Raw genomic sequence first — 15004 nt, 5'->3', positions numbered from 1 at the left:
ACCGTTCAGACTGCAGGATTCGTGCACGGGCCGAGCGCATAGCCGATGCCCGGCCGCGTCTCGATCAGCCCTTCCGCACCGACTGCGGCGAACTTTGCCCGCAGATTGCGGATGTGGCTGTCTATCGTGCGATCGGTGACGGCAAAGCCCGGCCCATGCACCCGGTCGATGATCGCATCACGGCTGAGCACCCTGCCCGGCCGCGCGGCGAGTGTCCGCAGCGTGTTGAATTCGGTGACGGTTAACGGCACGTCCTGCCCATCCCAACTGGCGCGCCAGCTTTCGCAATCCAGCGTCAGACAATTATACGCGATAATCGCGTCGCCTTGCCCCTCGCCGGACGCGGGTGCGTTCACCCTCCTCAGGATCGCCTGCGTGCGGGCGACGACTTCGCGCGGGGAGAAAGGTTTCACCACATAATCATCCGCCCCCAGCTCGATGCCGAGCACACGGTCGATTTCGTCATCGCGCGAGGACAGGAACAGGATCGGAACCGCACTGTTTGCCCGGACGCGGCGGCACACTTCCAGCCCGTCCATGCGCGGCATGTTGATATCGAGGATGACCAGATCGGGCGGGTTCCGGGCGATGATGGCGACCGCTTCTTCCCCGTCTGCCGCCTCGAGCGTGTCGAGCCCAGCCTTGCCCAGCGCGAACGCCAGTAGCTGGCGAATATGCGGATCGTCGTCGACGACAAGGATGGTGCGCGGCATGGAAGGTAAGATCACGGGTTTTCATCCTGCGTCAATCGCGCAGTTGGCTCTGCAGGTATCGCGTGAAACGGTGGTTGCGGCAGAACGATTGCCCCTCCGCAGCTGCGACCATGGAGGGCAGCGACAGGTTTTCGCGTGTCATCGGCCAGCATCGCTTGCGCCGCTGAGAGCCGCATAGCCCCGCGCAACGTCCAGCTTTGCCAGTCCGACTGGGTCTCTGCGAGTTCGCTCAGCGCTGCTGCGCTCAGGAAAGTGGCCTGATCCTGAAGCACCGTGCCAACCGGCGCGTCGCGCAATTCGATCAGAGGGATCAGCGCCGCACTGTCGAGCTGGTCGAGATAACAAAGGTCGAGCCGCGCCGGATCGCGCAGATGGTCGACATTCCAGCGCGCGGCCACTGCGCCGAAATCGACCATGGTCGCGCCGGTCAACACGATCGCGGCGGACAATGCGTTGGCGTTGATCAGCCAGCTGGCCGAACGACCGGTGAGGAAGCGCCAGCAGATCAGAATCAGCCCGGTCGCCACCAGCGTCATCCACGCCAGCGCGGCAATTCGCCACTCGGTCAGCGAATAGGCTGCAATGTAATCGAACACCCGCAACATGCTCGACGCGACCAGCAGGATATTCTGCCCGACCCACACCAGCACCATCATCCGGATGACCGGGCTTTGTGCCGAGGCCGCGCCCGGTCGCAGCGCGAGCAGAACGAACAGGCCTGCCAGCAGCGCGGTCGCAATCAGCGTGTAAGCGCCGCGATGGGCGTAATCGGCAAGCGTGATCCCGTCGGGCAGCGGTGCGCCGCTCCACAGAAACGCGATGTCGAGCGCATTCTGCAATACGAATACCGCGTTAAAAATCGTTAGCGTGATCAGCATCATGGTGACCGATGGGTCAGGCAGGCGCGGCAGGATAGGCAGGCGATCGCTGGCAAGCCGCAGCGCACGGGGCCGCAGCGTCGGCCAGACGAAGACCAGTGTCACGCCGAGAAGCAGGCCGTGTTCGATCAACGTGGAGAAATCGGGCAAGCTGATCCCCGAGAGCACATTGCCGAGCACCGGATTGGCGCTGGCGAACAGCGCCAGAAACATCGCGCCGCCAATCAGCGGCAGGGCGATGTTGAGCAGGATCGCTTTCCCGGCCGAACCGCCAGAACCGGAAATGCTCGCAAACCGCCAGGCATCGGCCAGTGGCCGGAACGGAGCCTTTATTCCCAGCATGGCCAGCCGCGCCGTCCACAGGCCGGCGTGGTCGAAGACATGTCCGGGCAGAAGCGCAGCGCTCCCGATCGCGGCCAGAAACAGCACAGCACCCATCAGGCCGGGATTGTGCACCAGCGCGCCGGCAAAGAGGGCGCCGCACCCGATCGCGATTAACCCGCCGCGGGATTTGCGCGATGCGGGGCGGACAAGCACCACCACCGCCAGCCAAATCAGCGCGAACAGACCGATGACCGATCCCCCGCCATAACCGTAAAGCGCAAGATCGGCAGCGGCGAGCAGCACCAGCGCGCCCGCCAGCTTCCAGATCAGGCTAAATCGCGGGTGAGAGGGTGTCGTCTGGGCTTGTAGCATGCCGTTTCTCCGTTTGATCAACGGGTTTTGGCAGGCTGGCGTGTCCACGCTCGCGCGAGACCTGTGTTGATGGAGCATCATTCCTGTGCAGATTTCGTGCACGGCGCTTCCGTCCCGGAAAACTGTCGCAATCCGCCCGGGTGCTCCGGCTTGAAAATGCTCGGCGGATAGGGGGGCATCCGCGTCATCGACGCACTAATTCATCGGTCAATTCGCCGGATCGGCTTTCCCGTGCTATCTGCAGGGCGGAGCGTGCCGCTGATAGCACATCGCAGGCAACATCTGCCTTGCAGGCGCGTTACTGATCAAAAGCAAGCGCGGCCGTTCCTGTCCGGAACGGATCGCCGTTGCCGGGCATATCATTGCCGCAAGGGAGCATTGGCACACACATGCAGGAACAGGCGATCGTCATCGCAATTGTGGGCGTGTTGGGCATCGGCGCTCAATGGCTGGCATGGCGCAGCAACCGCCCGGCAATCGTGCTGATGCTGGCCGCAGGGTTTCTGGCTGGCCCCATCCTCGGCATCTTCGATCCCGAACATGCATTTGGAGAATTGCTGGAACCGATGGTCGCAATCGGTGTGGCGCTGATTTTGTTCGAAGGCGGACTCAGCCTCAATTTCGCCGAGTTGCGGCACACCAGCAATGCCGTCTGGCGATTGGCCACCATCGGCGTTGCGATCGGCTGGCTGCTCGGGGCTTTGGCCGCTCACGCGATTGCCGGTCTGGTGTGGCCCGTCGCGGTGCTGTTCGGCGGAATTCTGGTGGTGACCGGCCCGACGGTGGTGATGCCGTTGCTTCGGCAGGCGACAGTGCAGCCCCGTCCGGCATCGCTGCTCAAGTGGGAAGCAATCGTCAATGACCCGACCGGTGCCCTGTGCGCGGTGATCGCTTACGAATATTTCCGTCTTTCGGCGACCGGCGCAACCTGGATCGAAATTATCCCGCCGATGCTGCTGGCCGCTGCGCTGGCCGGGGTCTTGGGCTACCTCGCCGCCCGCTTTGTCGCCTGGTCATATCCGCGCGGCTACGTCCCCGAATACCTGAAGGTTCCGGTCCTGTTCGTCACGGTGATCGCGCTGTTCGTGGCCTCCAATGCGATCGAGCATGAAGCGGGCCTCGTGGCAGTGACGGTAATGGGCATCGCGCTTGCCAACATGAATGTGCAGTCGATGCGTTCGATCCACCCGTTCAAGGAAACGATCGCGATCCTGATGGTGTCGGGCATTTTCATCCTGCTTTCGGCCTCGCTGAAATGGTCGGATCTGGCCTATCTCAACTGGCGGTTTGGTCTGTTTCTGCTGGCACTGCTGTTCATCGTCCGTCCGGCCACGGTCCTGCTGACGCTGCTGGGCAGTTCGATCCCCTGGAAGGAACGTCTGTTCGTCGCGTGGATCGCGCCGCGCGGGATCGTGCTGGTGGCCATCAGCGGCCTGTTCGCCCTGCGCCTCACCGAACTCGGGTATGAAGACGGCAATGTCCTGATCGGGTTGAGTTTCGCGGTGGTGGTGGCGACAGTTCTGGCGCACGGCTTCACCATCGACATCGCGGCGAAACTTCTCGGGGTGACCGGCGAAACCCGTCCCGGCCTGCTTCTTGTCGGAAGCACACCCTGGACGGTGGCGCTGGCCGAACTCATGCGCGAATTGAAGACGCCGGTGATCATCGTCGATTCAAGCTGGCAGCGGTTGACCCGGGCGCGCCGCAAGGATCTGCCCTATTATCACGGCGAAATCCTCAACGAGGCGACGGAACACAACCTCGATCTGTCACCCTATCAGGCCTTGGTCGCAGCCACCGAGAACGAAGCTTACAACACCTTGGTCTGCAGCGAATTCGCCTACGAGATCGGGAGGGACGCCGTCTACCAGCTCGGAGAACCGGGCGACGACGATGATCGTCAGGCGATGCCCGAAACCCTGCGGGGGCGCGCGCTGTTCCAATCGGGATACGGTGTCGACGAAATTACCGAGCGGCTCGAACAAGGCTGGGAGCTTCGCAAGACCAAGCTTTCGGAGAACTTCAAGTTCGACGATGCCAAGGACGTTCTCCCGCAATCCGCAAACATGTTGATGCTGCTGAAAGGAGATGGCCGCATGCAGTTCTTTACCCATGCAGCACGGCCCAACCCCGGCCCGGGCGACATTGTGATCAGCTTCGCCCCTGCAAAGGATCGCACGGGTTCGAAACGCGAAAAGGCGGCGGCGAAGGGGATGAAAACGCTGCCTGTCCTGCTTGCGTTCATGATGCTGGCAGCGTGCAATGAAGCGCCGCAGGATCCGGCCGTGACAGCCTCGCCAACGCCCGCGCCCGCGCCGATGCCGGCACCGACGTCGATCATGCGGCCCGACATGGTTGCACCCGTGCCCTCGCCCCTGCCACTGCCCCCGCTGAACACGACGGTTCGGTTCGACGAAGCCTCTGCGAAACTATCCGCCGCCGCAATTGGCAAGCTTGAAGAGATACTGGCCAGCCTGCAAATTGCCGAAGGCGCAGAGCTTTACATCGGCGCGCACACCGACTCTGCGGGAACCGATGCGGCCAACCTGAAGGTGTCGCGCGAGCGGGGCGAACTGGTCCGCGAATGGTTCGTGGACAACGGCATCGCAGCCCCCCGCATCACCATGGTCGCATTCGGCGAGCAGAACCCGGTCGAGCCCAACGCGCTGCCCGATGGTAGCCCCAATGAAGAAGGCAGGCGCGCCAATCGCAGGGTAGAGGTGCGCGTGCTCACCACACCTGAGGATGAAGCCGTTCCTGCACGTGAAACGACCCTGGCCGAAGATCTGGTCGCTGAGTAAGGCACGCCCGGCCGGTGTGAATGACGGCCACTCGGCAGTTAGTGATAATGCGATTGATTTGCAGATGCGACATGCTTATGCAGCCCTGAGATTGATTCTCAACAAGGGGTTTTCATGTCCGTCCGCTTCACCGGTTTCCGGCTTTTTCTGCTTTCAGCCGCCGTCATCCCTGCGCCCTTGCTGGCACAGTCCGGCACGCAGCCGGGCGATGCCTCGGAGGCCGCCGAGGACTCAGGCGAGATCGGGGCTGAAAGCATCATCGTCACCGGACGCGCGCAGAAGCTTTACCGGGTCGAGACCACGACGGCGAGCAAGCTGCCAACCGAGCCGCTGCTGTCGAGCCAGAACATCACGGTCATCACCAGCGACCTGATCCAGGATCAGGGCGCACGCGATGCGCAGGACATCTATCGCAACATTTCAGGCGTGAGCTTCTTCAGTTACGCCGGGGTCACCGCACGCGGGTTCCGGCAGGAGGAGATCTTCTTCGACGGCTTGCGCGGTGATCCCTATGCGGGCTTTTCGGTACCGCAGTTGTTCAACCTTGAGCGGGTCGAGTTCCTGAAGGGACCGGCCGGAATGCTCTACGGCCCCGGCGCGCCGGGCGGGCTGTTTAACTACGTCACCAAAAAGCCGCAGCTGAACGGTTTTTCCGCCGATGTGCGCGGGATCGTCGGCAATGCCGACCGGTTCGGCGGTTCGGCCGAGGTCAACGCACCGCTCGGCGGCGATTTCGCGGCGCGCGGCGGTCTGTTCTACGAGGATCGCGGCCTGTTCCGTTTCAATGCCGCCTCGCGCACCTTTATCGCCGATGGCGGGGTGTCTTATGATCCCGGCCCGTTCAAGCTGATCCTGCAGGCGACCCGCTACGACCAGGAGCTCGACGCCAACCGGCTGCGCGGCGTGCCCACCGACGATGAGGGCAACTTCCTCGCCAGCCGCCGCTGGAACCACAACGAGCCGGGCGATTTCCTGAACCTGCGCTCTGACGTTCTGCAAGGCCGGGTAGAGGCTGAGCCGCTGCCGGGCGTCACCTTCGATGCGACTCTGCGCTACAACAATGCGGTCGAGGAACAGCAATATCACGAGCCGCGCGGGCTGTTCGATTCCGATGGTGACGGCGTGCGCGATGCGTCCGTCCGGGAATTCCGCGGCCAGCGCCGTGAACAGGAAAACTGGTCGTTCGGCACCAATCTCGTATGGTCCACGGATATTGGCGATCTCGGCAACAGGATGCTGGTCGGCGGCGACTATTTCGACGGCTCGCTCGATTTCGACAGCCGGCTGATCCGCGGTCGCGCCGCGCCGACGCCGGGTCTTCCCGGTCCGCTCAGCCTTCTCGATCCGGTTTACGGCGTCTCCGACCCGGCGACCTACAACCTGCCCGCCTTCCAGAACCGCCTGACCGAGGGTTATCGCTGGGGGGTCTATCTGCTTGACGAACTGACGATCGACCGGCTGATCCTGACCGGGGGTCTGCGCTTCGATCGCTTCAGCGACACGATCACCGGCGGCGCCTTCGGTATCGTGCAGGAAGACAGCTTTGCCGACGAGGACGTGACCTGGCGCGTGGGCGCGGTCTATCGCGTCACCGACGAAGTTTCCGCCTTCGCGCAGTATTCGACCAGCTTCGAACCGCAGGGTATCGGATCGCAGGACCCGCGTGCAGGCGGCCCCTTCAGCCCCACCACCGGCGATATGTTCGAGGGCGGGATCAAGACCGCGCTGATGGACGGGCGCGTCCAGTCCTCGCTATCGGCCTATCAGATCCGCCGCCGTAATATCCTGCAAGTCGATCCGCGCGGCGACGTCGGCAATGACGGGGTCGATGATTTCGTCGCCTTCGGGGAAGTCACCTCCAAGGGGATCGAATTCGACATCGCCGCAGACATTACGCCCGATTGGGTGCTGACAATGGCCTATGCCTATAACGATACCACCATCACGGGCGACAATGGCGGTGGAGGAATCGGCAACCGCGTCGGCGACCGCTTCGCCAATGCGCCCGAACACCAGCTCGGCTTCTGGACCCGCTATCAGATCCCCGATCTCGGCCTCGCCGCGGCTTTCGGGGGCGATTATGTATCGGAACAGGTCAGCCTCTCCGACCAGCGGGTGCAACCGTTCATGATCTTCGATGCCTCGCTGATTTACGAGGTAGGACCCGTGCGCACGATGCTGCGGGTCGATAACCTGTTCGACAAGACCTACGCGGTGTCGGGCTTCATCGACCGCACCGGCCATTTCCCGGGCGAGCCGCGTTCGATCTTCCTTGAAGTGGGTTACGCCTTCTGATGGACATGGTGCGCGATCTTGACGCCGCCGGGCACGCGCATCCGGCGAAGAAGCGCAAGGCATCGCGCATCTGGTGGACGGTGCATCAATGGGTGGGCATTAAGCTCAGCCTGTTCATGGCCTTCGTCATGTTCACCGGCACGCTCGCGGTGGTCAGCAACGAGATCGACTGGGTGCTGCAACCCAGCCTGAGGGTTGCCCCGGCGAGTGTACAAGGGCCGGTCGAATGGGCAGCGATCGCGGAAAATGCGGCGCGGCATCCCGGCGTGGGGGTGGTCCGGTCGATGGAGGCACCGGTTGCATCGGCCTTTGCCGTGAAGGTCACCGTGGAGGACGCGGCGGGCGACCTGTTTTACCTTCATGCCCACCCCGCCACCGGAACAATCCAGGGTGAGGGGCCGTGGGCCGGTGCGCAGCGCATCCTGCGCAACATGCACCGCCACCTCAACCTGCCAACCAAGATCGGCGTGCCGATCGTCGCCTTTCTCGGCTTCCTGCTGCTGGTCAGCCTCGTCACCTCGCTGGTGGTCTACAAGAAATGGTGGCGCGGCTTTACCAAACCGCTGCGCAATCGCGACGCGCGGACGTGGTGGGGGGATTTCCACCGCCTCGCGGGCGTGTGGTCGCTGTGGTTCGTTACCCTGATGGCGTTGACCGGGATGTGGTATTTCGTCGAGAGCCTCGGCCTCGCCGCCCCGCCCCCGCCGCGGGTAAAGATCGAAGCGCCGACCGAGCCGGGCTGGCAGGGGATAGAAACGGCGTTTGCGGCAGCGATGACAGCCTATCCGGAACTGGAAGTGCGACGGGTGCTCCTGCCGGGCAAGGAAAGCCCCGTGCTGCAATTGCACGGTGACCATGAGGCGGTGCTGGTGCGTCCACGCGCCAATACCGTGTGGGTCGATCCGGTGAGCGCCAAGGTGCTGCTGACCACCGACGGGCGCGACATGAATGTCCACCAACGCATCGGAGAGATGGCCGACCCGCTGCATTTCGGCGACTTCGGCGGATATTGGACCAAGGTTCCCTGGTTTCTGTTCGGCCTGCTCCTGACCGGCCTGTCCCTGTCCGGCGCGGCAATCTATTCGCTGCGTATCGTCCGAGAGCGCGGCGGCCACGCCCGCCTTGCGCAAGCGTTCGCCGGCGTCTGGCGCGACCAGCCGCGCTGGCGCTGGGTATCGGCCGGGCTGATAGCCGTCGGCTTCGCCCTTCTACCTGCGTTGATCTGGCAACTATCCTAGCCGCCTACTGGCATGCCCGCCCGCGCTGCCCGACGGCATTCCGAATGCGAATGACAGCTTCGGGGTCGCTCGGAAATTTTTTGCAACTGTCCAGAAAGCCCATTTATGCTGCCCGGCAGGTTTCGGAACTGCGCAAGGGCACTGCAAATGACCGCAGGTGGGTGGTTATCTGCCTTGTGGCGACATAGTTTCCAACGCAGCGGGTCCGACCTTCTCACCGAAGTTCCAAAGCACTGCATTGCCTTCATTCAGCTCTGAGCATGCGGCGGGCATGACAGGATGAGAGTGCAACCGAGCTGGCGAACTTTTCTTGATCCACCGTTCGACGCTCGCCACGATGGACTTCAGCTTCGACCAATCGACTCCCGCAATTGCTTCTTCGCCATACATCGATCGCTGCCGAGCGCCCTTCTCGGTCCAGCAAAAGATTGAAGAGGGATTGAGGCATCCTTCAACATCGGTAATCGCGGCCACTCTGATGATGGCGGGGCTCTCAAGGACAGTCCTTCCCGTGCCTCCCGAGTTCTCCTGATGCTCACTGCTGAAGACGACGTGCTTTCGCGTCAAGGTTCCGCCTACGCCTGACGGCCAAGCGGCAAACGATCCAGCACCTTTGGAAAGGTATCGCGCAATCTCGTCGGGCGTCTTGAAAAAGAGGTTTGGTTGGTCTGGTGGGGAATATTCTTCGAATATCTCGATCCCCGGCACCTCGAAAAGACGGCGCGAAAGGTCCGTCAGATCATCAATCGCCGCATAGAAAATCAACGCCATCGGCATGATTTAGCATGCGGTCGTGGTGTCTGGAATGGGGTCGCTTTCTGAACGGCAGGATTTTTACAACTCTGGTGAATCCCTGCCGTTGCTTCTGCCTTTCATCAATCGCCGGGACGAACTTCCAAAGAGCCGCGATGAGGAGGCCGATAGTAGTTAGGTGAGTTATCTGGCCCCATTTTCCGCGCCACACGAACGGTCAGGAAATGCCCTGCGGCAATGAGCCAACCGCTCAGTCCCTGACTGATCCCGAGCGGAACAGCTTCAATCCACTTCGCCCGCAAAGCAGGCGCTCGGCGTCTGGCGCCACGTTCCCTTCTCGGTTCTTTTCGCATCCCTGCAAACCACCCAACAAGTGGGCCCCCTTGGGAACTTTGATCCGTAAGACCCAACTTTCCGGATGCCGCGGTGCGCAGCCTCGACAATCGAGCGGTCCTGGGGGCCCGAGTTCGCAGCATTCGCAACCCATCATCGCATTTCTCCTCCTGCGTGTGAGTTACATCACGACGGCGATAATTCCCGCAATCGCGAGCCCGAACACGGCCACCGCCACCGGCACGATCAGAATCTGGCCGAAGACTGCACCGCGCGACATCGGGCCGAAGGCAGTTTGCAGGGTGGCGCCATGCCGTACGAGATGGCTTGCGCTTTGCGGCGGGCCTTGTCGGGCGATCACCCGCGCAGTGCCGAAGAACATGATGATATATACTGCCGAGACTGCAATCGCGAAGCCCGCTCGGCCGCCGCCCGTGCTCGCCAGCAAAGCGGTCAGGAAGACAGCATAGCAGGCGATCATGCCGAGCCAGATCACGCGCGGCAGTTCGAAGGTCCGCCGTTCTCCAACCCGCTCGAAGCTCGGGTGATTATCATTCGCCTCGTGCTTAACGACGGGGGTGATCGCCGGACGGGTGTCCGTAACCACATCCTTCTGAATGTGAACGCCGTGATCCGCAAAGGCTTGTGTGTTCGGGGCTTCAAGCATGAGGCAATTCCCTTCCTGCGCGCCCCCCGGCCAATCCGGAACGGCGCATTTCGATGGCGGTGAACAGGCTGTCGGCGATCATCCGTGCCCGACCCGCGACGAGTCCGGTCGCTTCGGGATGGGGTTCGAGCTGCCGCAAGGTCGCGTAGAACAGGTCGAGCCAGCGCACGAAGTGGCCAAGTTCCAGCCCCGGAATAGCCAGATGCTTGAGCATCGGATTGCCCGAAAACTCGCCGCTATTGTGCAGCACGGAACGCCAGAACGCTTTCATCCGGGTGAGATGTGCGGGCCAATCGTGGACGCGGCTGGCAAAAATCTCAGCCAGCAGATCATCGGCACGGATCGCGGCGTAAAAGGTCTCGACCATGGCATCGATGAAATCGGCATCGACGCCAATCGCTTCAGCCGCCGCCCGCTTTTCCGCCCGCTTTTGCAACGCAAAATCGCGTACATCAGACTGGGGCTGGGCCGGAGTGGAGGCGGTATTCAACATGTGAATTCCTCTTAATAGGTATATCAGTTACCCATTAAGCCACGTTGCTCTTAAAAGCAATATCTGATATGCATATTTCATGCAGCTTAGCCTTCACACCGATTACGCCCTGCGTGTGCTGATGACCCTTGCGGCCACTGACCGGCACTTGTCAGTCGATGAGATTGCGCAGCGGTTCCGGATTTCGCGCAACCACCTGGCCAAGGTCGTGCAACGGCTGCAGGCGGAAGGGCTGATCGAGACTTTTCGCGGTCGCGGCGGCGGGATGCGGCTGGCGCGCCCTGCCGACACCATTACCGTGGGCGAAGTGGTGCGCCGGTTCGAGAACCTGGACGCTTTCGTGTCCTGCTTTGCCGCGGGGTCTGGCTGCGCAATCAACGGGATGTGCGGTCTCAAACCGCTTTTGAGCGAGGCGGTGGAGGATTTCCTGACGAAGCTCGATCAGCGCCGCATCAGTGAGCTTATCCCTGACCCCAAGGGGTTCCGGGATCGCTTGCTGCGTGAACCGGCAGCGCCGCTTGAGCCGCAGACCGGCACTGCCTGACCCGTCAGCAACCCCGAACCATCAGAAACAAGGAGATCAGGCCATGGCCCTGCATCATGCCAGCCCCGGTGAAGTTGTCGACCTTGGCCTGCCCGCTCAAGCGGCGGACACGCCCGGCACAAAAGCGATCGTCAAGACCGACCGGTTTGAAGCCATTCGGCTCGTGCTGAAACAAGGGGACGCCATGCCCGCCCATCAGGTCGCTTCGCAGATCACGCTCCAATGCCTTCAGGGCACGGCGAATGTGAAGCTGGCTGACCGGACGCTGCCACTGCATTCCGATCAATGGGTGTTCTTTGCCGCCAACACCGTCCACGGCATTGACGCCGTTACTGACACCGTGCTGTTGATGACGATCATGTTGCCCATTGCGCAGGACATTTAATCCGCAGGCGCCAACGCGCTGGCCAAGATCGTATGGTGCGCCAGCACAGCCAATAGATCCGAGCGGGTGACGATCCCCAGCAACTGATCGCCATCGACGACGGGGGCCGCCTGCACCCCGCCATCGGCAAGCAATTGCACCAGCACGCCGACCCCGTCCTGCGGGCCGACGGTCTTCAATCTGGTGGTCATGATGTCGCGCGCCGCAAGCGCACGGCGGGCCGGATCGAGCAATGCGCGCAGGCTGCCGGTAAATCCGTCTGTTGTTGGCAGGGCCAGCGTGCGCGCCCGCTGGATCAGGTCATTCTGCGAGATGATCCCTTCAAGCCGCCCTCCCTCATCCACCACCGGAAGTGTCTTGAAGTGATGTTTGCGGAACAGATCGGCCACCGCGCCGAGCGGGGCGTCCGGCCCGACCGCAACAATATCGCGCGACATCACTTCGCCGCAGGTCAGCCCGGCAAAGTGGTGTCGCGCGGCTTCGGCTTCAGCCGCAGCAAGGATCCGGCCGAAATCTTCCGCGCCGATATTGGCGCCAAGATTGAAGCGTTCGAGCACCCCTTCCAACGCTTCCGGGGTAAGACCCAGCCGCCGGTCCGGCACCACATCGGCCGTTTCGTGAACACCGGCTTGGGTTGCCTGACGGAACGGATAGTGGCGGCCGGTTAGCCGGTTATACCCGATCGCCAGCAGCACCAGCAGCGCGGTATCAAGGAACACAGGAGACAAGGCAAAATCGAACCCGACCGGGCCGCCCTCCAGCGCGATCAGGACGGTTGCCAGCGCCACTGCGCCGCCGGGCGGGTGCATCGCGCGCAGGCTCGCCATCGCGATGATCGCACCGCTTACCGCCAACCCCACGCTGATCTCGGCCGGCAAGCCAAGCTGCAAAACGGCGACCGCGATCAGGGCCGACACCGTGTTGCCGACAACCGCCGACCACGGCTGCGCCAGCGGCGAGTTGGGAATTGCGAACAGCAGGAACGCAGTTGCCCCCAGGGGCGCAATCAGCAAAAAATTGGCAAGATCGCCGCGCCATGCGCTCAACATCACGAGCAAACCGCCGCTGAGTGACAAGGCGAGCCCCGCCCCTATCCCCGCTCGCAGTGCCTCTTGCGGGCGCGGGCGCGGCATGGCCGGTCCGGCGGCACGCAGCGCGCGGCGCAGGTGCACGCGCATCCGCCCAGCGCCTGACACGGGATTGACCACGCTATCGCTTTGCGGGGGCATGGCGTCACTACCGGCTGTGACCTGCACCTTGGTCGCCATTGTCATCCTTTCGGGCACCGTGACCTGAAGCTCTTCAGCAGCAGGCTTAACGCACAACGCGCGATTGCGCGCCGGTCGGCACCGATAGAAATTCTTTGCAGGGCGACAGCGCGAAGGTCATTCCGCACTCATCCTCTGTATCTTGGAGGATGAAAGAAGGTCAGGAAGCCAGTAAGCTACTGCACCAGCATGCTTTGTTGAGCTGTTGGCGGAGAGGGTGGGATTCGAACCCACGTTACCGTTGCCGGTAAACCGCATTTCGAGTGCGGCGCATTCGACCACTCTGCCACCTCTCCGCGAGGCCTGTCGCGCGTATCCGAACAGCCGCGTGGTCAGGCGGCGAGCGACAGGAAGCGCGCCCGTTAGCCCAAGCCCTGCGCCTTGCCAAGTCCCGAGACACCACAAAATGCGGGCATATCTCGCACCTGCACCAAAGCCGTGCTTGTTTTGCGCGCGCAAGGCTCCATATTGCCCCGCATGGAACGCGCAGAGTTCTTCTCGAGCCAGGCCGGACGCACGATCATCGCGCCGCGCCAGACCCGCTCCCGCTTCGGTATCGGCGATGTCGTGCGGCACCGCCTGTTCGAATTCCGCGGCGTCGTGTTCGATATCGACCCGGTCTTCGCCAACAGCGAGGAATGGTACGAGTCCATCCCCGAGGATATCCGCCCCCGGCGCGATCAGCCATTCTACCACCTGCTGGCCGAGAACGAGGATTCGTCCTACGTCGCCTATGTCAGCCAAGGCAATCTGTTGGCCGATCCCGATGGCGGCCCGATCGACCACCCCACCGTGCGCCAGCTGTTTGAAAGCTTCAAGGACGGCCGCTACCGGATGCGTCGCGCCCTGACGCATTAGGTTTTTCGGCAAGCCATTCGGCTTGCCGTTCCTCGCAAAGGCTGGGGCGGGCGGTTGCTCTTGCGGCCTTTCAGGCCGTTGATGGTTGCAGCAAGCCACATGGCTTGCAGACGCCTGAGCAGATCAGCTCTTCAGCTTCCAGCCCGATCGCAGCAGTGCATAGACACCCGCCCCCAAAGCCACATTCAGCAACAGCAGCCCTCCCCCCGCTGCCACCACCGCAGCCGCATCGCCGATGTCGCTTTCGCCCAGAAAGCCATAACGGAAGCCCGAAATCACGTAGAAGAACGGGTTGGCGCGGCTCACCATCTGGAACGCCGGATCGAGATTGTCGATCACGTAAAATGTCCCCGACAACAGTGACAGCGGCGCGATGATGAAGTTCGTTATCGCCGCGTTGTGATCGAACTTTTCGGCCCAGACCGACGTTGCAAGGCCCAGCAACGCCAGCAACAGCGCCCCCATCAACCCGAACCACAGCACCGCCCAGACATGCGCCACCGCCAACGACACACTCGGCCACAGCGCCATCGCCAGCGCCACGGTGCATCCCACCGCAATCGCGCGGGTCATCGCGGCTGCAAGGATCCCCGTCATCAACTCTCCGGGTGACAGCGGCGGCATCAGCAGATCGATGATCGTCCCCTGCAGCTTGCCCGACAGCAACGAGAAGCTGGAATTGGCGAAGGCGTTCTGCATCATTCCCATTACGATCAGCCCCGGCGCGACAAAACTGGCGAACGGCACGCCCAGCACTTCGCGCCCGCCGCGCCCCAAAGCGACAGTGAAGATCACCAGAAACAGCAGCGTGGTGAAAGCCGGTGCCCAGACAGTCTGCGTCTGCACCTTGAGAAACCGCCTTACCTCCTTCATATAGAGGGCAAGCAGGCCAACGCGGTTGATCCCGATTATCACCGGGACACCGCGCGGGCTGAAACGGGCGTTCGCGCCGGTCTTGTCACGGACCATGTTTTCCGTCACGGGAGCGGCATCGCCCTTTGGGTTTGCTGAAGCAGTATCGGCCATAGTGCTTGCGCCTAGGCTGCGTCTGCTTCCGTGACAAGCATGGCCCGGTATCACAG

At 62.5% G+C, this 15004-nt stretch carries 13 protein-coding genes, 1 tRNA gene and 1 pseudogene; 7 read left to right on the top strand and 8 right to left on the bottom strand.

Features of this window, described 5'->3' with window-relative positions; translation table 11 throughout:
• Window positions 1–5 precede the first annotated feature (5 nt).
• Both Q0L48_RS06290 and Q0L48_RS06285 read right to left on the bottom strand, forming a co-directional pair.
• Window positions 6–728: a response regulator transcription factor gene (locus Q0L48_RS06290; RefSeq protein ID WP_296718551.1), complete on the bottom strand. Its 723-nt coding sequence runs from the start codon at window positions 726–728 to the stop codon at window positions 6–8.
• The gene (locus Q0L48_RS06285; protein ID WP_296718548.1) at window positions 725–2287 is read right to left on the bottom strand and encodes a DUF4153 domain-containing protein; all 1563 of its coding nucleotides are present in this window, start codon (window positions 2285–2287) and stop codon (window positions 725–727) included. Before Q0L48_RS06285 ends, Q0L48_RS06290 begins: the two co-directional genes overlap by 4 nt.
• A 389-nt stretch (window positions 2288–2676) precedes the next feature.
• Between Q0L48_RS06285 and Q0L48_RS06280 the strand changes: the two are divergent.
• The 4 genes and pseudogenes from Q0L48_RS06280 to Q0L48_RS06265 all read left to right on the top strand — a co-directional run.
• Window positions 2677–4458, top strand: a pseudogene (locus Q0L48_RS06280) (cation:proton antiporter); the annotation flags it as partial.
• Window positions 4459–4500: 42 nt separating this feature from the next.
• Window positions 4501–5088: an OmpA family protein gene (locus Q0L48_RS06275; RefSeq protein WP_367274021.1), complete on the top strand. Its 588-nt coding sequence runs from the start codon at window positions 4501–4503 to the stop codon at window positions 5086–5088.
• A 114-nt stretch (window positions 5089–5202) separates the two neighbouring features.
• Entirely contained in the window at window positions 5203–7383 is a 2181-nt protein-coding gene (locus Q0L48_RS06270) for a TonB-dependent siderophore receptor (protein WP_296718547.1), read from the top strand.
• Window positions 7383–8621, top strand: coding sequence for a PepSY domain-containing protein (locus tag Q0L48_RS06265; protein WP_296718544.1), 1239 nt, complete (start codon window positions 7383–7385; stop codon window positions 8619–8621). Before Q0L48_RS06270 ends, Q0L48_RS06265 begins: the two co-directional genes overlap by 1 nt.
• A 165-nt stretch (window positions 8622–8786) precedes the next feature.
• On the opposite strand, the gene Q0L48_RS06260 is transcribed toward Q0L48_RS06265, so the two are convergent.
• From Q0L48_RS06260 to Q0L48_RS06250, 3 genes are all read right to left on the bottom strand, one after another.
• Entirely contained in the window at window positions 8787–9392 is a 606-nt protein-coding gene (locus Q0L48_RS06260) for a hypothetical protein (protein WP_296718542.1), read from the bottom strand.
• A gap of 496 nt (window positions 9393–9888) precedes the next feature.
• Window positions 9889–10374 carry a hypothetical protein gene (locus Q0L48_RS06255; RefSeq protein ID WP_296718539.1) on the bottom strand — a complete coding sequence of 162 codons (486 nt, stop codon included), beginning with the start codon at window positions 10372–10374 and terminating at the stop codon, window positions 9889–9891.
• Window positions 10367–10867 (bottom strand): group III truncated hemoglobin, encoded by a 501-nt coding sequence (locus tag Q0L48_RS06250; protein ID WP_296718537.1) that lies wholly within the window; start codon window positions 10865–10867, stop codon window positions 10367–10369. The genes Q0L48_RS06255 and Q0L48_RS06250 overlap by 8 nt, the downstream gene beginning before the upstream one ends.
• Before the next feature lie 79 nt (window positions 10868–10946).
• Here Q0L48_RS06250 and Q0L48_RS06245 point away from each other — a divergent pair, with 79 nt between their 5' ends.
• Window positions 10947–11411, top strand: coding sequence for an Rrf2 family transcriptional regulator (locus Q0L48_RS06245; protein ID WP_296718534.1), 465 nt, complete (start codon window positions 10947–10949; stop codon window positions 11409–11411).
• Window positions 11412–11454: 43 nt separating this feature from the next.
• A complete protein-coding gene (locus tag Q0L48_RS06240) occupies window positions 11455–11796 on the top strand; it encodes a cupin (RefSeq protein WP_296718531.1) in 342 nt (113 codons plus the stop codon).
• On the opposite strand, the gene Q0L48_RS06235 is transcribed toward Q0L48_RS06240, so the two are convergent.
• Complete coding sequence (locus Q0L48_RS06235; protein WP_296718528.1) at window positions 11793–13064, bottom strand: HPP family protein; 1272 nt, start codon at window positions 13062–13064, stop codon at window positions 11793–11795. The genes Q0L48_RS06240 and Q0L48_RS06235 overlap by 4 nt on opposite strands.
• Window positions 13065–13270: 206 nt before the next feature.
• A tRNA-Ser gene (locus Q0L48_RS06230) sits at window positions 13271–13360 on the bottom strand.
• Window positions 13361–13541: 181 nt separating this feature from the next.
• On the opposite strand from Q0L48_RS06230, the gene hspQ reads away from it, so the two are divergent.
• The gene (hspQ, locus tag Q0L48_RS06225; protein ID WP_296718525.1) at window positions 13542–13922 is read left to right on the top strand and encodes a heat shock protein HspQ; all 381 of its coding nucleotides are present in this window, start codon (window positions 13542–13544) and stop codon (window positions 13920–13922) included.
• A gap of 123 nt (window positions 13923–14045) precedes the next feature.
• Here the strand turns inward: hspQ and Q0L48_RS06220 are convergent, their stop codons facing one another.
• Complete coding sequence (locus Q0L48_RS06220) at window positions 14046–14891, bottom strand: ABC transporter permease (protein WP_296718791.1); 846 nt, start codon at window positions 14889–14891, stop codon at window positions 14046–14048.
• Between the last annotated feature and the right edge of the window lie 113 nt (window positions 14892–15004).

The sequence above is a fragment of the Erythrobacter sp. genome (genome assembly GCF_024305245.1).
Classification (GTDB): Bacteria; Pseudomonadota; Alphaproteobacteria; order Sphingomonadales; family Sphingomonadaceae; genus Erythrobacter.
The sequence above is the reverse complement of the archived record's forward strand: the minus strand, read 5'-3'. Positions and strand labels throughout refer to the sequence as shown.

Bases quoted from the DNA above. Each gene is read 5' to 3' on its own strand.
- Q0L48_RS06285 (WP_296718548.1), bottom strand. From the start codon at position 2,287: ATGCTACAAGCCCAGACGACACCCTCTCACCCGCGATTTAGCCTGATC.
- Q0L48_RS06270 (WP_296718547.1), top strand. From the start codon at position 5,203: ATGTCCGTCCGCTTCACCGGTTTCCGGCTTTTTCTGCTTTCAGCCGCC.
- Q0L48_RS06265 (WP_296718544.1), top strand. From the start codon at position 7,383: ATGGACATGGTGCGCGATCTTGACGCCGCCGGGCACGCGCATCCGGCG.
- Q0L48_RS06250 (WP_296718537.1), bottom strand. From the start codon at position 10,867: ATGTTGAATACCGCCTCCACTCCGGCCCAGCCCCAGTCTGATGTACGC.
- Q0L48_RS06255 (WP_296718539.1), bottom strand. From the start codon at position 10,374: ATGCTTGAAGCCCCGAACACACAAGCCTTTGCGGATCACGGCGTTCAC.
- Q0L48_RS06240 (WP_296718531.1), top strand. From the start codon at position 11,455: ATGGCCCTGCATCATGCCAGCCCCGGTGAAGTTGTCGACCTTGGCCTG.
- Q0L48_RS06275 (WP_367274021.1), top strand. From the start codon at position 4,501: ATGAAAACGCTGCCTGTCCTGCTTGCGTTCATGATGCTGGCAGCGTGC.
- Q0L48_RS06260 (WP_296718542.1), bottom strand. From the start codon at position 9,392: ATGGCGTTGATTTTCTATGCGGCGATTGATGATCTGACGGACCTTTCG.
- hspQ (WP_296718525.1), top strand. From the start codon at position 13,542: ATGGAACGCGCAGAGTTCTTCTCGAGCCAGGCCGGACGCACGATCATC.
- Q0L48_RS06235 (WP_296718528.1), bottom strand. From the start codon at position 13,064: ATGGCGACCAAGGTGCAGGTCACAGCCGGTAGTGACGCCATGCCCCCG.
- Q0L48_RS06245 (WP_296718534.1), top strand. From the start codon at position 10,947: ATGCAGCTTAGCCTTCACACCGATTACGCCCTGCGTGTGCTGATGACC.
- Q0L48_RS06220 (WP_296718791.1), bottom strand. From the start codon at position 14,891: ATGGTCCGTGACAAGACCGGCGCGAACGCCCGTTTCAGCCCGCGCGGT.